This window comes from Saccharopolyspora sp. ID03-671 (assembly GCF_045278815.1).
Taxonomy (GTDB): Bacteria; Actinomycetota; Actinomycetes; order Mycobacteriales; family Pseudonocardiaceae; genus Saccharopolyspora; species Saccharopolyspora ipomoeae.
This window is the reverse complement of sequence record NZ_CP134054.1, coordinates 1,049,673-1,063,897: the sequence shown is the minus strand read 5'-3', so window position 1 is coordinate 1,063,897 and position 14,225 is coordinate 1,049,673. Positions and strand designations below refer to the sequence as shown.

The 14,225-nt window shown below is 68.8% G+C and carries 18 protein-coding genes and 1 pseudogene; 11 read left to right on the top strand and 8 right to left on the bottom strand.

From position 1 onward, the window contains the following. Window positions 1-5: 5 nt before the first annotated feature. The 5 genes from REH65_RS05000 to REH65_RS04980 all read left to right on the top strand — a co-directional run bounded on the left by REH65_RS05000 (window position 6) and on the right by REH65_RS04980 (window position 3,753). The gene (locus tag REH65_RS05000; RefSeq protein WP_217649843.1) at window positions 6-1,004 is read left to right on the top strand and encodes an iron ABC transporter permease; all 999 of its coding nucleotides are present in this window, start codon (window positions 6-8) and stop codon (window positions 1,002-1,004) included. After that, window positions 1,004-2,071, top strand: a complete 1,068-nt coding sequence (locus REH65_RS04995; RefSeq protein WP_093423516.1) for an iron chelate uptake ABC transporter family permease subunit — start codon at window positions 1,004-1,006, stop codon at window positions 2,069-2,071. Before REH65_RS05000 ends, REH65_RS04995 begins: the two co-directional genes overlap by 1 nt. Before the next feature lie 65 nt (window positions 2,072-2,136). Beyond that, complete coding sequence (locus REH65_RS04990) at window positions 2,137-2,955, top strand: ABC transporter ATP-binding protein (protein WP_406691474.1); 819 nt, start codon at window positions 2,137-2,139, stop codon at window positions 2,953-2,955. Next, window positions 2,895-3,446, top strand: coding sequence for a transposase (locus tag REH65_RS04985; protein WP_406691473.1), 552 nt, complete (start codon window positions 2,895-2,897; stop codon window positions 3,444-3,446). The genes REH65_RS04990 and REH65_RS04985 overlap by 61 nt, the downstream gene beginning before the upstream one ends. Beyond that, entirely contained in the window at window positions 3,355-3,753 is a 399-nt protein-coding gene (locus REH65_RS04980; RefSeq protein ID WP_175548271.1) for a hypothetical protein, read from the top strand. The genes REH65_RS04985 and REH65_RS04980 overlap by 92 nt, the downstream gene beginning before the upstream one ends. A 170-nt stretch (window positions 3,754-3,923) precedes the next feature. Here the strand turns inward: REH65_RS04980 and REH65_RS04975 are convergent, their stop codons facing one another. From REH65_RS04975 to REH65_RS04960, 4 genes are all read right to left on the bottom strand, one after another. Continuing rightward, the gene (locus REH65_RS04975; RefSeq protein WP_342742654.1) at window positions 3,924-4,151 is read right to left on the bottom strand and encodes a hypothetical protein; all 228 of its coding nucleotides are present in this window, start codon (window positions 4,149-4,151) and stop codon (window positions 3,924-3,926) included. Beyond that, window positions 4,148-4,957 carry a tyrosine-type recombinase/integrase gene (locus tag REH65_RS04970; RefSeq protein WP_342742655.1) on the bottom strand — a complete coding sequence of 270 codons (810 nt, stop codon included), beginning with the start codon at window positions 4,955-4,957 and terminating at the stop codon, window positions 4,148-4,150. The genes REH65_RS04975 and REH65_RS04970 overlap by 4 nt, the downstream gene beginning before the upstream one ends. Continuing rightward, window positions 4,954-5,424 (bottom strand): hypothetical protein, encoded by a 471-nt coding sequence (locus REH65_RS04965; RefSeq protein WP_093423283.1) that lies wholly within the window; start codon window positions 5,422-5,424, stop codon window positions 4,954-4,956. The genes REH65_RS04970 and REH65_RS04965 overlap by 4 nt, the downstream gene beginning before the upstream one ends. 179 nt (window positions 5,425-5,603) lie before the next feature. Continuing rightward, a complete protein-coding gene (locus REH65_RS04960; RefSeq protein ID WP_406691472.1) occupies window positions 5,604-7,040 on the bottom strand; it encodes a recombinase family protein in 1,437 nt (478 codons plus the stop codon). Between the two features lie 44 nt (window positions 7,041-7,084). Between REH65_RS04960 and REH65_RS04955 the strand changes: the two are divergent. The 4 genes and pseudogenes from REH65_RS04955 to REH65_RS04940 all read left to right on the top strand — a co-directional run. Then, a pseudogene (locus tag REH65_RS04955) lies at window positions 7,085-7,552 on the top strand (AMP-binding protein); the annotation flags it as partial. After that, window positions 7,550-7,978 carry an AMP-binding enzyme gene (locus REH65_RS04950; protein WP_406693086.1) on the top strand — a complete coding sequence of 143 codons (429 nt, stop codon included), beginning with the start codon at window positions 7,550-7,552 and terminating at the stop codon, window positions 7,976-7,978. The pseudogene REH65_RS04955 and the gene REH65_RS04950, both read left to right, overlap by 3 nt. Window positions 7,979-8,092: 114 nt before the next feature. Next, entirely contained in the window at window positions 8,093-8,959 is an 867-nt protein-coding gene (locus REH65_RS04945; protein ID WP_406691471.1) for an Abi-alpha family protein, read from the top strand. 91 nt (window positions 8,960-9,050) lie between these two features. Next, a complete protein-coding gene (locus REH65_RS04940) occupies window positions 9,051-10,283 on the top strand; it encodes a DUF445 domain-containing protein (protein WP_406691470.1) in 1,233 nt (410 codons plus the stop codon). Here REH65_RS04940 and REH65_RS04935 read toward each other — a convergent pair. Both REH65_RS04935 and REH65_RS04930 read right to left on the bottom strand, forming a co-directional pair. Further along, window positions 10,280-10,897: an acyltransferase gene (locus REH65_RS04935; protein ID WP_281455519.1), complete on the bottom strand. Its 618-nt coding sequence runs from the start codon at window positions 10,895-10,897 to the stop codon at window positions 10,280-10,282. The two genes, REH65_RS04940 and REH65_RS04935, sit on opposite strands and share 4 nt — an antisense overlap. A 309-nt stretch (window positions 10,898-11,206) precedes the next feature. Then, on the bottom strand, window positions 11,207-11,335 hold the full coding sequence (locus tag REH65_RS04930; protein WP_406691469.1) for a hypothetical protein: 129 nt from the start codon (window positions 11,333-11,335) through the stop codon (window positions 11,207-11,209). Window positions 11,336-11,440: 105 nt separating this feature from the next. Here REH65_RS04930 and REH65_RS04925 point away from each other — a divergent pair, with 105 nt between their 5' ends. Continuing rightward, on the top strand, window positions 11,441-11,623 hold the full coding sequence (locus REH65_RS04925; protein WP_281455517.1) for a DUF4236 domain-containing protein: 183 nt from the start codon (window positions 11,441-11,443) through the stop codon (window positions 11,621-11,623). A gap of 63 nt (window positions 11,624-11,686) precedes the next feature. Here REH65_RS04925 and REH65_RS04920 read toward each other — a convergent pair whose 3' ends face one another. Together REH65_RS04920 and REH65_RS04915 are read right to left on the bottom strand one after the other, a co-directional pair. After that, complete coding sequence (locus REH65_RS04920) at window positions 11,687-11,896, bottom strand: hypothetical protein (protein ID WP_281455516.1); 210 nt, start codon at window positions 11,894-11,896, stop codon at window positions 11,687-11,689. Between the two features lie 379 nt (window positions 11,897-12,275). Beyond that, entirely contained in the window at window positions 12,276-13,121 is an 846-nt protein-coding gene (locus REH65_RS04915; protein WP_406691468.1) for a helix-turn-helix transcriptional regulator, read from the bottom strand. A 102-nt stretch (window positions 13,122-13,223) separates the two neighbouring features. On the opposite strand from REH65_RS04915, the gene REH65_RS04910 reads away from it, so the two are divergent. Beyond that, window positions 13,224-14,219, top strand: coding sequence for an aldo/keto reductase (locus tag REH65_RS04910; protein ID WP_406691467.1), 996 nt, complete (start codon window positions 13,224-13,226; stop codon window positions 14,217-14,219). Window positions 14,220-14,225: the final 6 nt, after the last annotated feature.

The window sequence follows — 14,225 nt, the reverse complement described above, 5'->3', positions numbered from 1 at the left end:
TCTCAGTGTTGCGATCGCGGTACGCGCTCCTCCTCGGATTGGCGGTCTGCGCGTCGGTTCTGGCCGCAAGCCTCGTCATCAGCCTCAACTTCGGGGTGGCCGGAATCGGCGTGACGGACGTGGTGCGGGCCTTCGCGGACTTCAACGGGTCCCGCGATGACCTCATCGTCCGCACGATCCGGGTTCCGCGCGCGCTCAGCGCGGCGCTGGTCGGATCCTGCCTGGCCGTGGCCGGTGCGCTGATGCAGGGGATCACGCGCAACCCGTTGGCCGATCCCGGGATCCTCGGGATCAACGCCGGAGCGTCCTTCGCCGTGGTGATCACGGTGTTCGTGTTCGGCGCGACCTCGTCGACGACGTTCGCGCTGTTCGCCTTCGTCGGGGCGGCGGTCGCGGCCGTGCTCGTGTACGGGATCGGTTCGGCCGGCCGCGGCCAGATGGGCACGATGCGGTTGGCCATCGCCGGGGCGGCGCTGGCGGCGCTCCTGTCGTCGTTCACCACGGCCACGCTGATCTTCAGCGACCAGACGATGGACACGATCCGGTTCTGGCTGGCCGGCTCGGTGCTCGGGCGCGACCTCGCACTGCTGCAGCAGATATCGCCGTACGTCCTCGTCGGGCTAGGGAGCGCGCTGGCGTTGAGCCGTCAGATCACCGCGCTCATGCTCGGCGAGGACGTGGCCGGCGGGCTGGGTCAGAAGACCGCGCTCACCAAATCACTCGCCGTGCTCTCGGTGGTGCTCCTGGCTGGCAGCGCGGTCGCCGTGGCGGGGCCGGTGGGCTTCATCGGGCTCGTCGTGCCGCACGCCGTGCGCTTCTTCGTCGGCCTGGACTACCGCTGGATCCTGCCCTATTCCGCGATCATCGGAGGGATCGTGCTCCTCGGCGCCGACATCGTGTCGCGAATCGTCCTGGCGCCCCAGGAAATCCCGGTCGGCGTGACGACCGCTCTCCTGGGCGCCCCGTTCTTCATCTACCTGGCGCGCTGCAGGGCACCGCAGTGATGGCACGGCTGAGGTCCCTCGCCTCCCGGACGAACACCGGTGAGGCCGCGCTGCGAGCCGGACCGGTCTCGTTGCGGCTGAACCTGCGCGCGGCACTCGTCTTCCTCGCGCTGTCGTCGGCCGCGTTCGCGGGAGGCGTGGCGAACGTCGGGTACGGCGCCTACCCGGTGCCGCCGCTCGAGGTCGTGCGCACGCTCCTCGGTCTCGCGGACGACAGCGGTCAAGCGTTCGTCATCAACACCCTCCGGCTGCCCCGCGCGCTGGTCGCCGTGGCCGTGGGAGCCGCGCTGGCGGTGAGCGGGGCGATGCTGCAGGGCCTCACGCGCAACGACCTCGCCGCGCCGGACATCATCGGCGTCAACGCCGGGGCGTCGTTGGCCGCGGTGAGCCTGATCGTGGCCGCGCCCGCGGCAGCCACCGCCTACCTGCAGCCGGCGGCGTTGGGCGGGGCGTTCCTCGTGGCCGGGTTGCTGTACGCGCTGGCGTGGCGGGGGAACAGCTCACCGGTGAGGCTGGTGCTCGTCGGAATCGGGCTGAACGCGATCGCCGCCGCCGGCACCACGCTCATGATCACCATCGGCGAGATGCAGCAGGTGTCCTTCGCCCTGATCTGGCTCGCCGGCAGCGTCCACGGTCGCGGCTGGGACGAGCTCCAGTCGTTCGCGCCGTGGTTGGTGGTCCTACTCCCGCTGGCGTTGTTCCTCGCCCGTCGGCTCAACGCGATGAACCTGGGCGACGACGTCGCACGGGTGCTGGGGCTGCGCGTCGAGACGACGCGCGGGCTGCTGCTCCTGGCGAGCGTGGGACTGGCCGGCACTGCGGTGGCCACAGCGGGAGCGGTCGGTTTCGTCGCGCTGATGGCCCCGCACATCGCCCGCCAGCTGGTCGGCTCGTCCTACGGAGCCCTCATCCCCGTGGCGGCGGCGACCGGAGCGGCGATCGTCGTCGGCGCGGACTTCGTCGGGAGAACCCTCTTCGCCCCGGTGGAGATTCCCGCCGGAATCGTGACGGCGGTTCTCGGCGCACCGTTCTTCCTGTACCTGCTCCACCGGAGCAGGAACAAGTAGGTCTCGAGGTTCCGGTTTCACAGAGCGTCTGGAGGGCGAGTGTTCCTGTTGGGGAGGCGAGAGCCGTGAGCGAGCTCAGGACGGAGCGGATCACGCTCGCCTACGACGAAGCCACCGTGATCGCCGATCTTTCCGTCGCCGTACCGGAAGGCCGGATCACCTCGATCATCGGTCCGAACGGCTGCGGGAAGTCCACGCTGCTGCGCGCGATGGCTCGCCTGCTGAAACCCCGCGCGGGCACCGTCCTGCTCGACGGCCAGGCCATCACCGATCTCCCGACGCGCGAGGTCGCGAAGAGATTGGGCGTGCTGCCGCAGGACCCGCGGGCCCCGGAGGGGCTCACCGCCCGCGAACTGGCCGCGCAGGGCCGCTACCCGCACCAGAGCTTCCTGCGGCAGTGGTCCCGGTCCGACGAGCGGGCAGTCGCCCGCGCGCTGGAGATCACCGGCGTGGCCGAGTTCGCCGACCGGGCGCTGGACACGCTGTCCGGCGGCCAGCGCCAGCGCGCCTGGATCGCCATGGCCCTCGCGCAGCAGACCGACGCGCTGCTGCTGGACGAGCCCACCACGTTCCTGGACATGGCCCACCAGCTCGAGGTGCTCGAACTGCTCGCCGACCTGAACCGCGACGAGGGCCAGACCGCCGTCATGGTGCTGCACGACCTCAACAACGCCGCCCGCTACTCGCACCACATGATCGCCCTCTGCGAGGGCGCGATCTACGCCGCCGGAACACCGCACGAAGTCATGACCCAGGACATGCTCCGCGACGTCTTCGGCGTCGAGGCCGACATCGTCCACGACCCCCGGAACGGCAGCCCCCAATGCCTGCCCTACCAACTGCTCACCCGGAACCCTTCACAAGAGCCGCGCCGCACCCGCTGAATGGCCTCGTCGACTGGTCTGCCCCGGGTTTGACAGAGTCCGATTGTTGGATTGAGGGTGGCATGGGACGACGTGGGTATCCGCCGGAGTTCCGGCGGAAGGTGCTGGACGTGATCGACGCTGGCCGCAAGGTCGCCGACGTGGCGCATGATCTGGGGATCAGCGATCAGACGTTCTACGCCTGGCGGCGACAGGATCGGAACGACCGGGGCCTGGAGTCCGGGTTGACCAGCGCGGAGAAGGCCGAGCTGACCGCCGCGAAGAAGAGGATCGCCGAGTTGGAGGCCGAGCTGGCGGTGTATCGGCGAGCGACCGAGCTGCTGAAGAAGGAGGTGGTGCCCCCAAAGCCCGCTACGCCGCGATCGCGGGTCGCGGGGTTGACCCTGGAGGAGGTTGCCGGTGCTCGCCGATCCCAACGACGACCCGCCCGATGGGCTCGCGGACTTCCTGGCGGGTTACAACGACATGGTCCACACGGTGCATGGTGCTGACACAGGCCTGCGCTTGCTGGCACTTCGCTCGATCTATACCGCCTTCGAGCTCATCATGACGGAGGAAGCGGAAAGCCAACCCTTGGCGCGCATTGCCTCTGATGCGGCCATGCTGACGGCGAACCTCACCAATGCGTATCGACTTGACCAGCAACAGCCAGCCGATCGCGAAATGCGCGCCGTCGAAAGTTCTGCTGAGTATTTCCTTCGTGCTGTCACCCAAGCCCTCAGCGATTATCGCACATCAACGGCCGCGTCTGTGGCTGAGAAAAACCCCTGCCAGCGTCGACCACGGGACCCAAATTAGCTCCTACGCTAATAACAGGAATCTTCCCGGGAGCGCTTAGATTGCGTGGTGAACTCGCCCGGTAGTTGATGGACCAACAGTATTAAACCGGGGTTGTCACTGCTGGCTCGTGTTAGGGGGCCGTTCACCACGAGCCGGCCGAGCGTGCGCCTTCCGAGTGCGGTGGTTGGTCAGCCCGTTCGGCTGGTAGCGAGTGGGTGGGGTTCGCCGGTGAGGGTGGCCAGGGCGGTGGCGATTTCGGTCATGCCGGCGCGGGTGTAGGCGGCGGTGGTTCCGGTGTCGCTGTTGGTGGTGGTGTGGCCTGCGTAGGCGCGGGCGATGGCGTAGCCGTGGTTGCGTTCGACCCAGGTGAGGGTGGTGTGGCGGAGCCAGTGGGTGCTGACTCCTTGGGTGGTCACCCAGGGGAGGTGGTGCCGATGCGGGTCCAGAGGTGGTCGTAGCGGCGTCTGGTGATGGGTGTCCCGTTGCGGTAGCGCAGAAGCTGGTCAGTGGGTTTCGTAGTGCCGCGCTGCTGAGCATGCTCGCGCAGGTGGGTCATGAGGGTGGGGGAAACGGGCTGCCAACGGACGGTTTCGCCTTTTTCGTGGAGGCGGATGAGGCATTGGTCCGGGTCGAGGTCGCGGAGGGTGAGGACGAGGGCTCCGCCGCGGCGGCAGGCGGTTTCGATGTGCAGGCGCAGGATGAGGGTGTCGAGTGCGGGGTCGTCGCCGGTGGTGGCGGCGATGTGGTTGATCTCGTTGAGTCGGTTGTCGGTGAGTCCTCGTCGGGTGCTGGCGAGCCTGCGGGGTTTGGTGGCGTTCTTGGCGGGGTTGTCTCCTTCGGTGATGAGGTTGTCGGCGACGGCGTGGTTGTAGAGGCAGCGGATGGCGGCGATGAGGTGCTCGGCCGCACCCCGTCCGCCGCGGGCGTTGCGGCGCACGACGACCTGGGAGCGGACGGCTTCGGCGAGTTGTTGGATCTCCAGGGTGGTGGGTTCGTCGAGGTGCCGGTCGCCCCAGTGTTCGAGGATCCTGTTCCAGTACGTGCCATACACGCGCTTGGTGCCAGGGGAGACGGCTTTGGCGACCTCGGGGATGTAATCGGCGAACGTCGGAGCCTGCGGCTTCGGTGCGGCTGCACCGAGGAGGTCTTCGGGGGTGACGCCCATCTTGGCCAGCAGCAGGCGAGCGGCGTCGAGTTCGGGCGCGTCGGGGTGGTGGGTCATGGGGTGTCAGCTCCGGGGGTGTGGAAGGCGGCGACCATCGCGTCGAGAGCGCGCATGGTGTGGATCAGAAGAAGGCCGGGATCCGGGGCGGCGGCCAGCAGCAGCCGGTCGCCGGGGTTCAGGCCGCACCAGCGGCGCACCGCCGCCGACAGCGGGAGGTGGGCGCGGCGGGCGAGGGTGAACACCCCGTCGGGGTCGGCCTGGACGGTCACCGTGGTGTTGGAGAGCACATCCAGGCGCATCCGTCGCCCGGCTTGCCAGCCCAGGGCGTTGACGATGCTGCTGTCGGCGATGCGGCCTTGGGCGTCGAGGGAGGCGATCCGATAAACCATCGAGGTCGTACTCGGCAGTGCGGCCAGCTGCGTGAGCGGCACCCGCCGGGCCGTGCCGCGCGCGGCGATCAACTCGGCGCGCTCATCCACCGACAGCGGATGCAGCTCGATCGCGGGAACAGTCCGGTCAGCCACGGCTGCCACCCCCGAGCCAGGACTCTGTGGCAGAAGACGCGACGAGACGGCGGATGCAATGCACCTCGCCGTCTCGCGTTTGAAACCATCTGTGGTGTCGTGGGACGGATCCCACCCACTGGTGTCCGAGGGCGGACTTGAACCCGGCAGAGGACGATCAGACTGATGTGAGGCTGGTGCTATTTCCAGTCGATCTGAACTGATTCTTCCATGGTTGCCCAGGGGCCTCGCTTGTTGGGAAGCAGTGTGACGGTGCAGAGCGCGTCGATGGTGCCTCGCTTCAGGTCAAGGTCGGAATCGAGAAAACGTTGCCCGGGATCGTCGGTTCCGGATAGGTAGGCGAGTTCGTCGCGACCGAGCCGGGCGAGTTCGTCGTTGATTGCGTTGAGTCGGGAGGTCAGCGCCTGTGTCGCAGTTTGGACTTGCCCGGCGGTGAGGAGGCCTTGGGCATAGTCGACGCCCAGTCCATCGAGGCGTTGTCGAAGGCCGGCGGCGGTGGTGCGTAGCTCTGCGGCCCTTTGCTTGTTCTCCTGGCCAGCGAGGAGTTCGATGATGTCATCGCGGCGGAGGCGGGCGGCGACGGTGGTCAAGACGTAGGCGTCGACCTTGTCAGCACGGCGGCTGTTATGTCCGGTTAGCCTACATCGGTAGCCGCGGACTCTGTTGGGCATGTAGTCGGATTTCACGCGTGCGCCGCACTGGCCGCAGACAAAGAGGTTGCCACCTATCCAGCGTCGCGCGGTTCCGTCCTGGGTGCGTCGCCCTGGATCGGCAAGCAGTTGTGTCGCGGCTTGCCAGGTCTCTTCACTAACGATGGGGTCCCACTGTGTCGCGATGTCGAGGCGCTCGCCCTTGTAGAACCGCACGCCGGCATTGCGCGGGTTGCGCAGCACGGAGCGAACTGATGTTCGTGTCCACGTGTTGCCTCGCGCGGTTCGGAATCCTTCTTCGTTGAGCTCATGCGCCATTCGTCCGAGCGTGCGACCTGCGAACAGGCCTTCGTAGAGGCGCTGCACGGCGGCCCGTTCGGCCTCGATCTGCTCGTTGGGGACCGCGTGTCGTTCCTTGCCGAGCGGGGTCTCTACCCAGTGGCGTCGCGGATGCCCGAACGCCGATCGGGAGGGTGGTTTGCCCTCGTAGGCTGCCGCCTTCGCGGAGCGGGCAATCCGGCCTGACATCTTGCCGCTTTCGTACTCGCTATCGACCGCGTCTTCGAGCAGCGATCTGCGGTCACGGGGATTGCTGGGGTCGTAGGTCCGGCCGTGGGTGGTGACGCGGACGAGGACACCCTGCTCCTCAAGCAGGTCGCAGAGCAAGACCCATTCACCGACCCGTCGAGATCCACGGGACGACTCCCAGATGATCAGCACGTCGGCGTCGAATCGCTTCCCTTGCAGATCCGCGATGAGCTCGTCGTAGCCCTCGCGCGCCTTCTTGGAGTACCGCGAGGCCGAGATGGATGTGTCCTCGTAACGGCGGCCCAAGACCCAGCCTTGACGTGCGGCGTCGGCGGCGTTGTCGGTGTGCTGCTCGGTGTTCGAGCGCGCCCTGCCTGACCGGTCGTATGACACCCGCAGGTACTCGCGCGCCCTCAACGGGGTCGGATCGCTGCTCATGAAGCCAAGGTAGTTCAAGACAGTAGAGAAACGGTTGGTGCTTCCCGTGGGCGGTGACCGCGGCCGGCGGGGTGCACCACTGCCTGCGCAAGGTCGACCCGGGTGCGATCTGGGCGGCGATCGGGCGCGAGGGCATCACGCACTTCTGCGCCGCCCCGACCGTGCTGGCGATGCTCGCCGAGCACCCCGAGGCCCACCACCTCGACCACGTGCTGCGGGTTTTCGCCGGTGGGGCACCGCCGTGGCCATCGCTGCTGGCGCGGATGGGGGAGCTCGGCTTCGACATCCGCCACCTCTACGGCCTCACCGAGACCTTCGGGCCCGCCGTGGTCTGCGAGTGGCAGCCCGAGTGGGACGACGCCGATCCGGAGCGCCGGGCGCGGCTGATCGCGCGGCAGGGCATCGCCAACGTCATCGCCGAACCGGTGCGCGTCACCGACCCCGAGGGCCGCGAGGTGCCCGCCGACGGGCAGACGCCCGGCGAGATCCTGCTGCGCGGCAACGACGTCATGCTCGGCTACTACCGCGACCCCGAAGCCACCGACAACGCCACCCTCGACGGCTGGTTCCGCAGCGGTGACCTGGGCGTTCGTCACCCCGACGGGTACGTGGAGCTGCGCGACCGGCTCAAGGACGTGATCATCTCCGGCGGTGAGAACATCACCTCCATCGAGGTCGAGAACGCCCTCACCGCCCACCCCGACGTCGTGGAGGCCGCGGTCGTCGCCGCGCCGCACGACAAGTGGGGAGAGGTCCCGGTCGCCTTCGTCAGCCTCCGCGAGGGCGCCGCGGCGGGGGAGGCCGAGCTGATCGAGTTCGTCCGCTCCCGCATCGCCGCGTTCAAGGCGCCGAAGAAGATCGTCTTCGGGGAGCTGCCGAAGACCTCCACCGGCAAGCTGCAGAAGAACGTGCTGCGTGCCAAGGCCGTATCCGAATAGAACTGTGACACCCCCGGTCTGGTCCGCGTCGGGTCGCGCAGGCCATACTCGCCCCCATCGCTGATCCATCCGGAGCAAGCGGATCGCGATTCGGGGTAAGACGTAGGGGGCCGCGTGACAGGGGAGATCGAGCTCAGCCGCAGAGCCGACGAGGAGTTCGGCGCCGATGCGGAGTTCGGCGCCGACGAGGAGTTCGGCGCCGAGGAGGACCGCGGCGAGCAGCGATCGGCGGGTTCGAAGGTGCTGGGCGGTCTGCTGGGGTTGGCCGGCCGCGTCGGTCGCGACGTCGCGCGCACCGGCATGGGCCTGATGCGGGAGCTGCCCGGCGGCGTCGAGGTGGAACGCCAGGTGCAGGCCATCGAGAAGGCCGTGTCGACCGGCGTGCGGGTCTGGATCGAGTCCGTCGACGACCCGGTGGCCGGTGCGGAGGGCGCCGACCCCGAGGACGACGAGGACGGCGAGGTCGAACCGGTTCAGGACGGGCTGCGCGAGGCCATGTCCGAGCTGCTCTTCCGGTCGGCCACGTCGAGCAAGGCCGAGGCCCGCGAGTACCTCTACGCCGGGATCCTGCGGATGATCACGCCCGACGAGGCCCGCGTCCTCGCCGGTCTCGGCGACGGCGCGGCATACCCGGTGGTGCACGTGACCGAGCGCTCCGGCATCGGCGGGGCGAGCCGGTTCGTGCTGCGCAACGGCTCCACCGTCGGCCGTGCGGTGGGGGTGGCGCTGCCCGACGAGGTTCCGCACTACCTGACCCGCCTGCACGCGCTGGGGCTCGTCGAGATCGGCGCCGAGCTGGACGCGATGGACGACCAGTACGAGATCCTGCAGACCGAGTCGCGGATCCGGGAGGCGCTGCGCTCGGGGAAGTCCACCAAGGTCGTGCGCCGCAGCGTCCGGATGTCCGAACTCGGCACGCGGTTCTGGCGCCGCTGCGATCCCACCCCGATATCCGGCGCCGACGAGGCGTCGAAAGCGTAATCGCGCGGGGTAAGGTCAATCCCGCTGTGTCGTCGAGCACAGGTTCGTCGGGAGCAGGTGGGGCCGGGGCTTTTTCGGGGAAGGGCGTGAGATGGGAGCGATCCTCCAGGATTTCCACGAGCACTGGATGCTCTACCTCTCCATCCCGCTGGTGGCCGCCTTGATCGGTTACGTCACCAAGATCCTGGCGATCAAGATGATGTTCTACCCGGTTGAATTCCGGGGGAAGCGGCCGTTCCTGGGCTGGCAGGGCATCGTCCCCAAGCACGCCGCGAAGATGGCGGGCATCGCCTGCGACACGCTCACCGAGCAGCTGCTGCGCCCGCAGGACGTCGTGGCGCGGCTCGATCCCGACCGCATCGTCGCCGAGGTCGAGGAGCCGCTGCGGCAGACGATCGAGGAGATCGTCAACGAGGTCGCCTCCACCTACCAGCCGGGCATGTGGGAGGCGATGCCGAAGGCCGTGCGGCGGGCCATGATCCAGCGCGTCCAGAACGACGCGCCGCGGATGCTCGCGGAGATCATGGACGAGATCAAGTCCGATGTGGACAACGTCTTCGATCTCAAGGACATGGTCGTCAACGCGCTGGTGCGCGACAAGGAGCTGCTCAACCGGATCTTCCTGGAGGCCGGCGACAAGGAGTTCCAGTTCATCCGGCGCTCCGGCGCGGTGTTCGGCTTCGTCATCGGCCTGGTGCAGATGTCGGCGTGGGTGCTGTTCAAGGCGCCGATCCTGATGCCGATGTTCGGTCTGTTCACGGGGTGGTTCACCGACTGGCTCGCGCTGAAGATGATCTTCCGGCCGCAGCAGCCGACCACCTACCTGGGCCTCTTCGAGTGGCAGGGCTTGTTCCTCAAGCGCCGCAAGGAGGTCTCCGAGGCCTACGGCGAGCTCATCGCCAAGGAGATCGTCACGCCGCGCAACGTCATCGAGGCGGTGCTGCGCGGTCCGCTGTCGGACAAGGTGCTGGCGCTGGTGACCCGCAAGGTCGACGAGGAGCTCAACCGGCGCACCAGCATCGCCAAGCCGCTGGTGGTCTTCGCCGTCGGCGGGCGCCGCTACCAGGACCTCAAGGGCCGCATCGCCGAGATGGTGATGGGCAGGCTGCCCGAGACGATGAGCTACATCGAGGACTACGCGGCCGACGCGATGGACATCCGCAACACGCTGGTCAGCAAGATGCAGGAGCTCGACGCCGAGGAGTTCGAGGAGCTGCTCCGCCCGGCGTTCCGCGAGGAGGAGTGGATGCTCATCGCGACCGGCGCGCTGCTCGGTTTCGCGGTCGGCGAGGTCCAGGTCCTCGCGCTGGAGCTCCTGACCTAGACCGCGTCGGCCTCGACCGAGGTGTGCGTCCGGATGACGCGCGCGGGCACGCCCGCGAGCACGCTGTTGGGCGGGTAGACCCCGGCGGTCACCTGCGCCCCGGAGGCGACGATGGAGTTCTCGCCGATCTGAGCCCCGGCGAGGATCACCGATCCGGTGCTGATCACGGTCCCGGACCCGATCACCACCGGCCGGACCGGCAGCGGCCACTGCACGGCGACGGGCACGTCGGTGAGGTCGTGGCGGTGGTGGTGGTCGACGATCGTCACGCGGCTGGAAGTCCACACGTCGTCGCCGAGCACGACCGAGGACATCGCCAGGATCTCGGAGTTGCGCCCCAGGACGCAGCGATCACCCATGACGATCATCGGCTCGCCTTCGCCGAGCGCCGCCCCGGGCAGTCCGGCGGAGAGCACGGTGTGCTCGTTGATGATGCAGCCGGCTCCGATGCGGATGCGCTCGATCCCGGTCAGCGCCCCCTGCGGGAACGCCAGGTGGGTGCGCGCCCCCAGCGCCCCGAAACGACGCCCCTCCGCTGTCCGCGCGGTGATCGCGGCACCGTTGCGCGCCCACTGCCACCACGCCCGCGTCAACCGGCCCAACCAACGACTCATCAGAAGACCTCGAAAAACGCCGCCACCAGAACTCCCACCCGACCCGGACGAACCGGCCTACCCATCAGTAGGGAGGAGTACTGTAACCCGACGCACCTCCGCACTTCGATCCTGCGGGGGCCTGGAGGAACTTGACGGGAGACTCCCGCGGCGTTGATCGGTGACCGGGTCGAGGGCGGTGGGCAGGGGACAGTTTTAGCCATAATCACCCATGATCAATGTCCGAAATGCCGGGACAATTATGGCTAAAACTGCCCCTCTGCCACGGAGCTCCCCACCGCACCCGGACTCCCGAAGCCCTGCAGCTGCTCAGCCATGAGGGTTGTGGCAGTCGTGGCAGGTGGGGTGGCAGATCCGGTCCATCTCCGAGGGCTTGGTCATCGCGACTTCCTGGTCGCGGACCGTGGTGCTGGAGGGGTGCCCGGAGATGAAGATCATCGTGGTGGCTCGTGGTGTCCGTTGTGTGATTTCGTGGGGGTTGTGCCCGGCGGGCGCGGGTTCGGCTCGGGTGCGCTGAAGCGACGTTCTGCGGAGGGGCGAGATATGGGATTTCACCTGCACCGGCGGATTCGGTTGGGTCCGATCTACCTGAACATCCACAACACGCGCGTCACGTCGTGGGGGTTCAAGCTGGGGCGCTTCAGCCGGAACATGACGCACGGGAAGACGACGATCGACACGCCGGGGCCGGGGCACTACACCTTCGGCGGCAAGCGGCGGCGCTGAACGGGAAAGCCGAGTTGGAAAGAGGTGGACCGGACGGCGGGGGACAGTCCGGTCCACCTCGGCTCAGGGTTGCTCCGACGGGAGGAGCGGTGACGCTGCCGCGGGGGCGACGGCGGGCGTCGGTGCTTCGGGGTTGGGGGCTGCGAGCGCCTGGGCGGTCGGGGCTATCGCGGCCATGACCAGGACCGCGGTCGCGGCCAGGCCGTGGGTCAGGCGGCTGGGGTCCTCGCGGGTGGACTCCGGCAGCAGCTTCAGGAGACGCTGGCGGAACACGGCTTCCTTTCGGGGTTGCAACGGCTACCGGGAGGCGCGAGTGCGGGAGCGGTCGCAACCGACCGGGGGTGTCGATTGCGTCGGGGGCGACTGGCTGCCGTGACCGTTCCGTAACTCGCCTAACTGAAGGTAACCACGGGTAGTCGTGCCTTCAAGGACCGTTCACGCGAACAGGGGATGCGCAGGGCTGATAACCATGATCGGTCGCGGAGGGTGACCGATGGTGTTCATGTGCGACCAGGGAAAACGTCCCGGTCCGCGATCTGTCGTGACGTCCGCCACTGATTGCGAAAACACCAGGTCAGAGCGCGATTTCCGCTCGATGCCGTGTTCGGCGGCACCGGGTCCCGGCGACGGATGTTGCGGTTTCCGCGCGGGGTCAGGGGCTGGGGTGGAGGTCCTGGGTGCCGATGACCCGGAGGAGGTCGAGCTTGTCCTTGGCGTCCGTGCCCTCGGTGGGGAAGTAGGCGAGGAGCTTGAGGTCGGCGTCGGGGGTGAGGAGGGTTTCGCAGCTGACGTCGACCTCGCCGACCTCGGGGTGCAGGAAGCGCTTGCGGTCCTTGTGGCGGACGGCGACCTCGTGGCGCTCCCAGAGGTCGCGGAACTCGGCGCTGCGGGCCAGCAGGTCCTCGACCAGGCCGGTGATGTCGGGTTCGCCCGCGCGGCGCGCGTAGGTGGCGCGCAGGTCGCTGACGTGGGCCGCGGAGTGGTGCGCCCAGTCCTCCTCGGGCATCCCGCGTCGGACCTCGGGATCGGTGAACCAGCGCCAGACGACGCTGCGGTGCTTCTCGCCCGGCCGCCGCTGATCGCCCATGAGCGCCACCGCCAGCGCGTTCTGCCAGACGATCTCGTTGAGATCGGTGCAGAGGCAGACCGGTACGTCGGTGAGCCGGTCGGCGAGGCTGATCAGGCCCGGCCGGACGTGCCCGCTCGCGCGGCGCGGTGGCGGGGTGAGGCCGGCGAGGTGGAACAGGTGGTCCCGCTCGTCGAGGGTGGAGCGCAGCGCGCGGGCCAGCCCCGCCACGACCGGCTCGGACGGGTGCGAGCCGCGCTGCTGCTCCAGTCGCGCGTAGTAGTCGGTGGAGATCCCGGCGAGCTGGGCGACCTCGTCGCGGCGCAGACCCGGTGTGCGGCGGCGGACGCCCTCGGGCAGGCCGACGTCGGCCGGGCGCAGCAGCGCGCGGCGTCGGCGCAGGAAGTCGGCGAGCCCCGGTCGGTCGATCACGCCTCCCATCATCGACCCGGCGACGCCCCTCAGCCAGGGAGAGCCCGTCCCCGGATGAACCGGGCCTGGGCGGCGCCCCCGGAGCCGGACGACAGTGGTGGCATGACAGCTCGAACCCAGCTCCGCACCCGCCGCCTCGGCGCCACCGGCCCCACCGTCACCTCGCCCGGTCTCGGCTGCATGGGCCTGTCCGGCGCCTACGGGCGCACCGACGACGCCGAGAGCGTCCGGGTCATCCACTCCTACCTCGACGCGGGCGGCACGCTGCTCGACACCGGCGACTTCTACGGTCACGGGCACAACGAGATGCTCATCGGCCGCGCACTGGCCGACCGCGACCGCGACGAGGTCGTGCTCTCGGTGAAGTTCGGCGCCCTGCGGGGACCCGACGGCGCCCCGGTCGGCTACGACGCGCGGCCCGAGGCGGTGCAGAACTTCCTGACCTACTCGCTCAACCGACTCGGCGTCGACCACCTCGACGTCTACCGCCCGGCCAGGCTCGACCCGAAAGTGCCCATCGAGGACACCATCGGGGCGATCGCCGAGATGGTCGACAAAGGCCACGTCCGCCACATCGGGCTCAGCGAGGTCGGCGCCGAGACCATCCGCCGCGCCGCAGCGGTCGCCCCGATCAGCGATCTGCAGATCGAGTACTCGCTGCTGACCCGCGGGATCGAGGACGAGATCCTGCCGACCTGCCGCGAGCTCGGCATCGGCATCACCGCCTACGGCGTGCTCTCCCGCGGGCTCATCGGCGGCAGCGGCGCGGTCGACGGCGGACTGCGCGCCATGCCGCGCTTCCAGGACGGCAACCGCGAGCACAACGAGGCGCTGGTGGCGCGGGTGCGCGAGATCGCGGCCGAGAAGGACGCGACCGTCGCGCAGCTGGCCATCGCCTGGGTCGCCGCGCAGGGCGAGGACGTGCTGCCCGTCATCGGCGCGCGCCGCCCGGGCCAGATCGATTCGATGATCGCGAGCAACGCCGTGCGGCTCGACGCCGACGACCTCGCCCGCCTCGGCGAGCTCATCCCGCGCGACGCGGTCCGCGGCGACCGCTACCCGAGCGCGCACATGGCCGAGCTCGACAGCGAGCGGTGACCGTCG